The sequence below is a fragment of the Leucobacter sp. USCH14 genome (genome assembly GCF_037619215.1).
Lineage (GTDB): Bacteria > Actinomycetota > Actinomycetes > Actinomycetales > Microbacteriaceae > Leucobacter.
Genome location: NZ_JAQPZP010000005.1, coordinates 195,793 through 203,046, shown reverse-complemented (window position 1 = coordinate 203,046; position 7,254 = coordinate 195,793). Strand labels below are relative to the sequence as shown.

Genomic DNA, 7,254 nt, shown 5'->3' with positions numbered 1-7,254 from the left:
CCGCAACCGGTTCACGGACTCCACCCGCGCATGCTGCAGCACCTCCCGCTGATACGCCTCACGCCGAGACACGCACTCCGGCGAGGCGCCCGCCCCGATGCGCAGCCCCGCATCGACGATGACGCGGGCGTGCGCGGCCGAGATCTCCCCCACCGCGAGCACCTCGTGCGTGATCGCGAACCTCGTCCGCAACGACCACGCCCCACTCAACTGGGACTCCGCCACCCGCTCGCTCGTGCTCAGCACGGTTGCGAGCTCTGCCCGCAGCGACCAGAACGCGAGCTCCCGCCCACCCGACCCGGCACCTGTGGTCGCCATGTCGACTGCGGCCGCGAGCAGATCGGCGCGGATCGCGTCGAGGCCGCGCTGCCGGTACTCCAACTGCTCAATCCAGTTCACGACCTGACCGAGCGTGAGCGCATCGGGAACCTCCCCCGACACCAGAGCCGACAACTCCCCCAACACCGGCACGTCAACCGGCTCAGGCGCCGGGGCGGAACCCAGCAATAAGGAGAACATGCCCCCAGTCAACCGGCAGCCACCGACGTTGATACTGGTAACTGCCTCGTCCGGGTTTGACACAGCCTCCGACTGGCTTCGTGCCTTGAAAATGATCCGTCGACCCGGGCGAGGTGTTACGGGGCCCGACCAGGCGGACATGACCTTATAGGAGCCTGGTCTAGAGGCCTCTTCAACGTCCTGTCTGCCCGCCCGGCCGGTTGCCTCCCAACTGGAATCGGAAAAGGCAGAACCATCATGACAAATATCGTTGAAGCCTGCGAGATCTATGCCGGGGTGGATACCCACGCTGACACGCACCACGCGGCCGTCATTGATCAGAACGGCAAGCATCTCGCAGACGCGCAGTTCCCCACCACGCCCGCAGGCTACGCAGCGCTCACCGCGTTCATCCTCATATACGGCAACCTCGTGCGCGTCGGGATCGAAGGGACTGGCTCGTACGGGGCCGGCCTCGCCCGCCACCTCACCGCTCTCGGGCATCAGATCATCGAAGTGATCCGCCCAAACCGGCAACTCCGCCGCATGAACGGGAAGTCCGATCCCGTTGATGCGTACGCTGCTGCGAAAACTGCACTCACCGAGACGAAACAGCCGACCCCAAAGTCCGGCGACGGCAATGTCGAACAGATCCGCTACCTGTTCACGACCCGACGTTCAGCGATCAAAGCGCGTACTGCTGCGCAAGTGCAACTCAAATCACTCCTCGTAACCGCGCCCACGCTTCTACGCGAACGATTTCGTGATGTCACTGATGCGGCGCTCATCACGGGGCTCGCAGACTTCGACATTCGCCCATACCCTGAGCATCAGGGCATCGTGATCGCACTCCGCGCGCTTGCGCGCCGGCACCGCTATCTGACAGCTGAGATACACGCCCTCGATCAAGAACTTGAGCCCCTCACCGAGTACACCAACCCGGCATTACGTGCGGCTTCTGGTGTAGGGCCGGTCACTGCCGCGCAGCTCCTGATCACCGCGGGAGACAACTCTGACCGGCTCCGCTCAGAAGCCGCGTTCGCGGCGCTCTGCGGGGCCAGCCCAATCCCGGCATCCTCGGGTAAAACGAACCGGCATCGGCTCAACCGAGGTGGCGACCGGCACGCGAATTCCGCGCTCCACCGAATCGCGCTCGTACGTATGAGCAACGAGCCACGCACGAAAGCGTATGTGGCGAAGAAACGCGCTGAAGGCAAGAGCAGCAAAGAGATCATTCGGTGTTTGAAGCGCGCGATTGCGCGCGAAGTCTTCACGCTCCTCACGAAGGACGTGGACGTACCTCGCGTGGACGACCTCCGGCCATTCAGGCAAGCGCTGGGAATCACCCTGCAGCAAGTCGCGGCACACTTCAATGTGTGGATCACCAAGATCTCACGAATCGAGCGTGGCCTCACACGTGACGATGACCTTGCGCAGGCATACCGGGAATGGCTCGAAACAAGCGCCCCTTCGAGTTGACAACAATAGGAGCATCATTCATGACCCCGAACAGGCCGACACATGGCCCCTTCAAAAAACGAGAATCAAAGACGATCCACCCGGAACGCCTCACCGGCGGCGAGTCAGAGCTCCGACTCCGCGGCTTCCCGGCCCTTGTCCTTGCGCTTGAACTTCCGTACCTTCGTCGGAGGCTGCGTCTGCTGCTGCATGAGAGCGGTGAGATCTTTCTCGATGAGCTGCTGGATGCGCCCCTCGCGCTCCTCGCGATACTCGTCGTTGTTGCCCCCGCTGTAATACGGGTGCTCGGCGCGGTCCGCGAGCGAGGTGCCGATCTCGTCCCACGCCATTTCGCGAGCCCGCTCGGCGGCGGCGTTCAGGTACTCGTCGTCCGCCGCCCGATTGCGCAGCTCCTCCGCCACCTTCTCGTAGACCTCTTGCCGGTGGCGCAGCGTGCGATTGTCGTCGTTGCCGTAATCGGACTCGCTCCACGAGCTCCGCCCGGTGTCGCGAATCTCTCCGCGCATTCGGGAGATGTGCTTCGCGTCGCGCTCGCGCTCCTCGGCGAGGTCGATGGTCGTCTCCCGAACCATGTCGATGATCTGCTCGGCGTCGTAATCGACGTGCCGCTTCAGCGCATTCATGATGATCGCGTTCTTCACGGTCATGCGCACTGCGACGTCGGCGACGAGCAGCCCCTGCTCGGTGATCTCCTCGACTGGAGCCAGCACTCGCCGGGGAAGGCGCCGGGGCGGGCGCGCCGAACCCCGCTTGCGCTTCTTCAACCAGCCGAACACCGCACTCCTCCCGGGCCCTGACGGGCACTCCTCCATTATCTCCCATCCATCGCCCTCGCACAGTCCGCCGACGCAATCCGCGTGCTGTCGGCCGCCGACGTCGAACACCTGATCACCGCCTGGGCACGGATCCCGGAGGGTGTGAGAAAATTGTGGCGACCCCGAGCTGACGGGGTGCGGACGAGGGAGCAGTACCCGCATATCGACGACTGCCAGGAAGACCGAACTCATGTCACTGGCATGGATACTGTTGATTCTGAGCGGGATGCTGGAGGCGGTGTGGGCGACCGCACTCGACGCCTCGAAGGGATTCCGCAAGTTCTGGCCGTCGGCCGTGTTCATACTGAGCTATCTCGCGAGCCTGGCCGGCCTGGCGTTCGGCATGACCGAGATCCCGGTGGGCACGGCGTACGCGGTCTGGGTGGGGATCGGCGCGGTGCTCACGGCAGCGTGGGCGATGCTGACCGGTGCGGATCGGGCGAGCCTCATCCGCGTCGTGCTACTCGTGGGCCTCATCGGCTGCGTCGTCGGCCTCAAGGCGGTGAGCTGAGATGGCTCGCGCGATCCGCACCTCGCAACTCGCCGAAACACGTGCGCGCATTCCCAAGGTGGCACGGCAGTCGCACTGGATCGTGCTGCTGGCGAGCGCGATCCTCGAATCGATCTGGGCGCTCGCGCTGCACGACTCCCAGGGCTTCACGGTGATCGTGCCCACGATCGTGTTCTTCATCGCGAACCCGCTGAGCATGATCGGCTTGGGATACGCAATGCGCGGCATCCCCGTGAGCACGGCCTACGCCATCTGGACGGGCCTCGGAGCGGCGCTCACCGTGGGCATCTCACTGGCGCTCGGCACCGAGGCGCTCTCGGTACTGAAACTCGTCTTCCTCGCGGGGATCATCGGCTGCGTGATCGGGCTCAAGTTCGTGAAGGATCCGGAGTAGCCTCGAGCGACACCCACACCGCCGCCGCGGCAGACGGCCCGAGGCTCACCGGCGCGGCGGCAGCCGCTCCCGCAATCTCGCCCTCGCCCACTCCCTCACCGCTGTCGCCCACGCGCACCGTCACGGTCTCGGAGTACGGCTCCCCCGGCAGAACGTGCAGCACGGCGTCGACCACGATGCCGCGGCCCGCGAAGAACTGCAGCATCGCATTGTCGGCGTCGGAGATGCGCTCGACCCGCGCCCGACTCGGGGCGGGCGCGGCGAGCAGCTGCACGGCATCCGGCCGGTGCACCGCCCCGGTCGCGCTCGGGATGGGATCGCCGTGAGGATCCCTGGTGGGATAGCCGAGCACGCGGTCCATCCGATCGATGAACTCGTCGGATACGGCGTGCTCGAGACGGTCGGCCTCGTCGTGCACCTCGTCCCACTCGTATTCGAGGTGGCGCACGAGGAATGTCTCGAGGAGGCGGTGCCGTCGGATCATGGCGACGGCGTGCACCCGCCCGAGATCGGTGAGCGTGACGGTCCCGTATCGGACATGACCGATGAGTTCGAGGTCGGAGAGCTTGCGCAGGGCGTCGGAGACGGTGGAGAGACGCACGCCCGCGGACTCGGCGATCGCGGAGTTCGACACCGGGGCGTCCGACCACTCCTGCAGCCCCCAGATCACCTTGAGATAGTTCTGCACGCTCGGAGACAGGTCGTCGACACTCACCCGCCCAGGATATCCGGGAGACCGAGGGGGCGTCCGCGGCATCGACGCGCATCGGGCGCGCAGTCGATCCTCGCGCGATGCGCCGCGCATTGCCGAATCGATTTGGCAGGCATCCGCCGCAGCCTCTACTCTGGAACGACATCCGAGACGAACCAGCCGGAGCAGATCGCTGCTCCCGAGACCGAGGTTCCATGCAATCCCGCCGCGTTACCATCAAAGACGTCGCCCGAGAGGCCGGTGTCTCGGTGGCCACCGCATCCGAAGCGCTCAACGGCAAGGGTCGCGTAGCGGCATCGACTCGGCAGAACGTCATCGACGTCGCGGCTCGCGTGGGGTACACGGCGAATCGTCTGGCGAAGAACCTGAACGCCGGCCGCACCGGCTCCCTCGTGCTCGCGGTGTCGCCGCAGCCGTTCACCGCCCAGGGCGCGGGCCTGCAGCCGGAGTGGGACATCGAGTACTACTTCCGCGTGCTCAACGGGGCCAGTCTTCGCGCTTTCGAACGCGGGTTCCTCATGTCCATGCTCCCGACCCATACCTCCTCCCGCGGCTTCCTCTCCGCGGCCGACGGCCTCGTCGTGGTCGATCCGAGCGATGACGATCCGCTGCTCGCGGAGGCGATCCGCAGCGGTCGTCCCTGCGTGACGATCGGCCGCAACTCCGCAGACCTCAGCTGGGTCGACAATGATTTCGCCACCGGCACGACCTCTGCGCTCGCGCACATCAGCACCAACGGCGCGTCGCGCGCCGCACTCTTCCTCAGCGAGACGTCCTCGTCCTACGTGCGCGATGAGCTCTCGGCCTATCTCGACTGGTGCAGCGCCCGGGGCATCGAACCCGTCATCCTGCGCTCACCGGGCCCCCGGGTAGACGAGGCCGAGCCGGTGATTCGAGCCGCACTCGCGTCCGATGATCGAAGGTTCGACTCCGTTCTCACGACACTCGATACTCTCGCCCACGCCACGGAACGCGCTGCCATGGCTCTCGACCTCGATGTGCCCGGCGACGTGCAGATCGTCAGTCTCGCCGACAGCCGTTACCTCGACTACGGGCTGCGGAAGTCGATCACGGCGCTCGACCTCCACCCGGTGCGCCTCGGCGAGGTCGCCGTGGACATGCTCATCGAGGTACTCGAAGGAAACGTAGAGCGGCGCCGCGAAGTCGTGCCGATCTCCCTGAACGTGCGCGAGTCGACGCTCGCCGGATGAGCTGGGTCGGCGCGACCGACGCACATGCGCGGTCACGCCGACCCATCCGAGTTCAGCGTCGAGCGGTTCGCACGGGTTCGAAGTCCTCGCGGTCATCCTCCGATTCGTCGCGCTCGAACACCACGATCGTCGAACCGGTCGTCGCCGCGTGGAGGCGCTTGCGGTGCACCCACGCCTCGATCACGACTCCGAGCACGCCCACCACTGCGACCCCGATGACGGTCGACCAGTCCGTCGGCCAGCCGGCGCCGGACTCTCGTGGCCAGGCGACATTCACGATCTGGAAGAGCAGCCACACGAGCGCGAGCCCTCCGACGATCCTCCCCGCGCGTCCGAGGAAGAGACCAGGCTCGTCAGTCCACGAGCCGCGGGCTCGGGCGATCGCCCAGCCCAGAATCGGGAACAGGAAGGAGATGAAGAAGCCGACGGATGAGAAGGAGATGAGCGCCATCTGAATCCCCTCGCTCTGGAAGGGCAGGAACAGCAGCGCTGCGATCACCGCGGTGATGAGCACGGCCGTGCGCGGAAGCCCGGTCTCGCCCGAGAGCTTCGTCAAGGTACGGGCGAACGGAAGCTCCCCGTTCCTGGCCGTCGCCCACACGATGCGGGAGACCGTGATCTGGATCGTCATGAGACTCGCTGCGAAGGCGATCACGAAGAGCGCCAATATCCCTCGGAAGACGGGCGCCGGGAACGATGCGGCGATGATCGCCACGGCCGGGTCGGCGGCGTTCTCGGGATCCTGCAGAAACGCATCACTGGGCACGGCGAGCGTGAAGGCGAGGGTACTCAGCAGCACGATCATCATGATCGCGAAGAACGAGGCGACCATGGCTCGGGGAACAGCGCGCTTCGGCCGTTGCACCTCTTCGGCGATCGAGCTCGCGCTCTCGAAACCGATCGCGAAGTAACTGGAGAATGCGATCGCCATGACGAGCGGAGCCGAGAAGAACACGCCGCTGTAGTCGGCGAGTGATGCGGGAGAGAGGTACCCGAGCGTCTGGTGACGCTCGAAAAACAGGAGCCAGATGGCAACGCCGACCGATCCCACGGCTTCCGCGACGATGACCGCGATCATGAGGATCTTGATGAATACACGACCGGCCAAGTTGACGAGAGTGGTGAACGCCAGGAGCCCGACCGCGAGCCAGGTCACGACCTCGTGGCCGGCCGCCGGAACGTCGAAGATCGGCGGGATGAGCACGGCCCCCGCATAAGCCACAGCGGGGAGGGTGATGAGCAGCGTGCAGATGTACGTCCACGAGGCGAACCAGCCGTACCGGTGGCCGAGCAGACGTCGCGACCACTGATAGATGCCGCCCGAATCCGCCCACTTCGATGCGAGCACCCCCAGTGCGAGCACGACGATCAGCTGACCGATGTAGAGGATCAGCCCTCCCCAGATGAACGCCGGCCCTGAACTCGCCAGGCCGACCCCGAGAACGCTGTACAGTGCGACGATCGGCGAGACGAACGCGAAGGCGACGGACAGCGCGGAGAACATGGTGAATTCTCGCTTCATCACCGGTGATGCCGTATTCATGGAAACTCCTTTGCTTCGATTGCGGCAACGGTTCGCGACGTCCTCGGCGCGACCCGAACGAGAACGGCAACCACCGTTCAAGGGTCCGGTG

At 65.5% G+C, this 7,254-nt stretch carries 8 protein-coding genes; 4 read left to right on the top strand and 4 right to left on the bottom strand.

The features are described 5' to 3' along the window. Positions 1–519: DUF222 domain-containing protein (locus PQI23_RS07600; protein WP_339973132.1), on the bottom strand; the 519-nt coding region annotated here is incomplete at its 3' end. 237 nt (positions 520–756) lie between these two features. Between PQI23_RS07600 and PQI23_RS07595 the strand changes: the two genes are divergently transcribed. Further along, positions 757–1,977, top strand: coding sequence for an IS110 family transposase (locus PQI23_RS07595; RefSeq protein WP_339971961.1), 1,221 nt, complete (start codon positions 757–759; stop codon positions 1,975–1,977). A 104-nt stretch (positions 1,978–2,081) separates the two neighbouring features. On the opposite strand, the gene PQI23_RS07590 is transcribed toward PQI23_RS07595, so the two are convergent. Beyond that, positions 2,082–2,753, bottom strand: coding sequence for an asparagine synthase (locus PQI23_RS07590; RefSeq protein ID WP_339973130.1), 672 nt, complete (start codon positions 2,751–2,753; stop codon positions 2,082–2,084). Between the two features lie 235 nt (positions 2,754–2,988). Between PQI23_RS07590 and PQI23_RS07585 the strand changes: the two genes are divergently transcribed. Further along, positions 2,989–3,303 carry a DMT family transporter gene (locus PQI23_RS07585; protein WP_339973144.1) on the top strand — a complete coding sequence of 105 codons (315 nt, stop codon included), beginning with the start codon at positions 2,989–2,991 and terminating at the stop codon, positions 3,301–3,303. 1 nt (position 3,304) lies between these two features. Further along, positions 3,305–3,697 carry a DMT family transporter gene (locus PQI23_RS07580; protein ID WP_339973128.1) on the top strand — a complete coding sequence of 131 codons (393 nt, stop codon included), beginning with the start codon at positions 3,305–3,307 and terminating at the stop codon, positions 3,695–3,697. Here the strand turns inward: PQI23_RS07580 and PQI23_RS07575 are convergent. Then, complete coding sequence (locus PQI23_RS07575) at positions 3,672–4,412, bottom strand: metal-dependent transcriptional regulator (protein ID WP_339973126.1); 741 nt, start codon at positions 4,410–4,412, stop codon at positions 3,672–3,674. The two genes, PQI23_RS07580 and PQI23_RS07575, sit on opposite strands and share 26 nt — an antisense overlap. A 191-nt stretch (positions 4,413–4,603) precedes the next feature. Between PQI23_RS07575 and PQI23_RS07570 the strand changes: the two genes are divergently transcribed. Next, positions 4,604–5,620, top strand: a complete 1,017-nt coding sequence (locus PQI23_RS07570) for a LacI family DNA-binding transcriptional regulator (protein WP_339973124.1) — start codon at positions 4,604–4,606, stop codon at positions 5,618–5,620. Between the two features lie 52 nt (positions 5,621–5,672). Here the strand turns inward: PQI23_RS07570 and PQI23_RS07565 are convergent, their stop codons facing one another. Continuing rightward, entirely contained in the window at positions 5,673–7,163 is a 1,491-nt protein-coding gene (locus tag PQI23_RS07565) for an APC family permease (RefSeq protein WP_339973122.1), read from the bottom strand. Between the last annotated feature and the right edge of the window lie 91 nt (positions 7,164–7,254).

Excerpts from the sequence above, each read along its gene's own strand:
- PQI23_RS07595 (WP_339971961.1), top strand. The coding sequence starts at position 757 with ATGACAAATATCGTTGAAGCCTGCGAGATCTATGCCGGGGTGGATACC.
- PQI23_RS07580 (WP_339973128.1), top strand. The coding sequence starts at position 3,305 with ATGGCTCGCGCGATCCGCACCTCGCAACTCGCCGAAACACGTGCGCGC.
- PQI23_RS07565 (WP_339973122.1), bottom strand. The coding sequence starts at position 7,163 with ATGAATACGGCATCACCGGTGATGAAGCGAGAATTCACCATGTTCTCC.
- PQI23_RS07570 (WP_339973124.1), top strand. The coding sequence starts at position 4,604 with ATGCAATCCCGCCGCGTTACCATCAAAGACGTCGCCCGAGAGGCCGGT.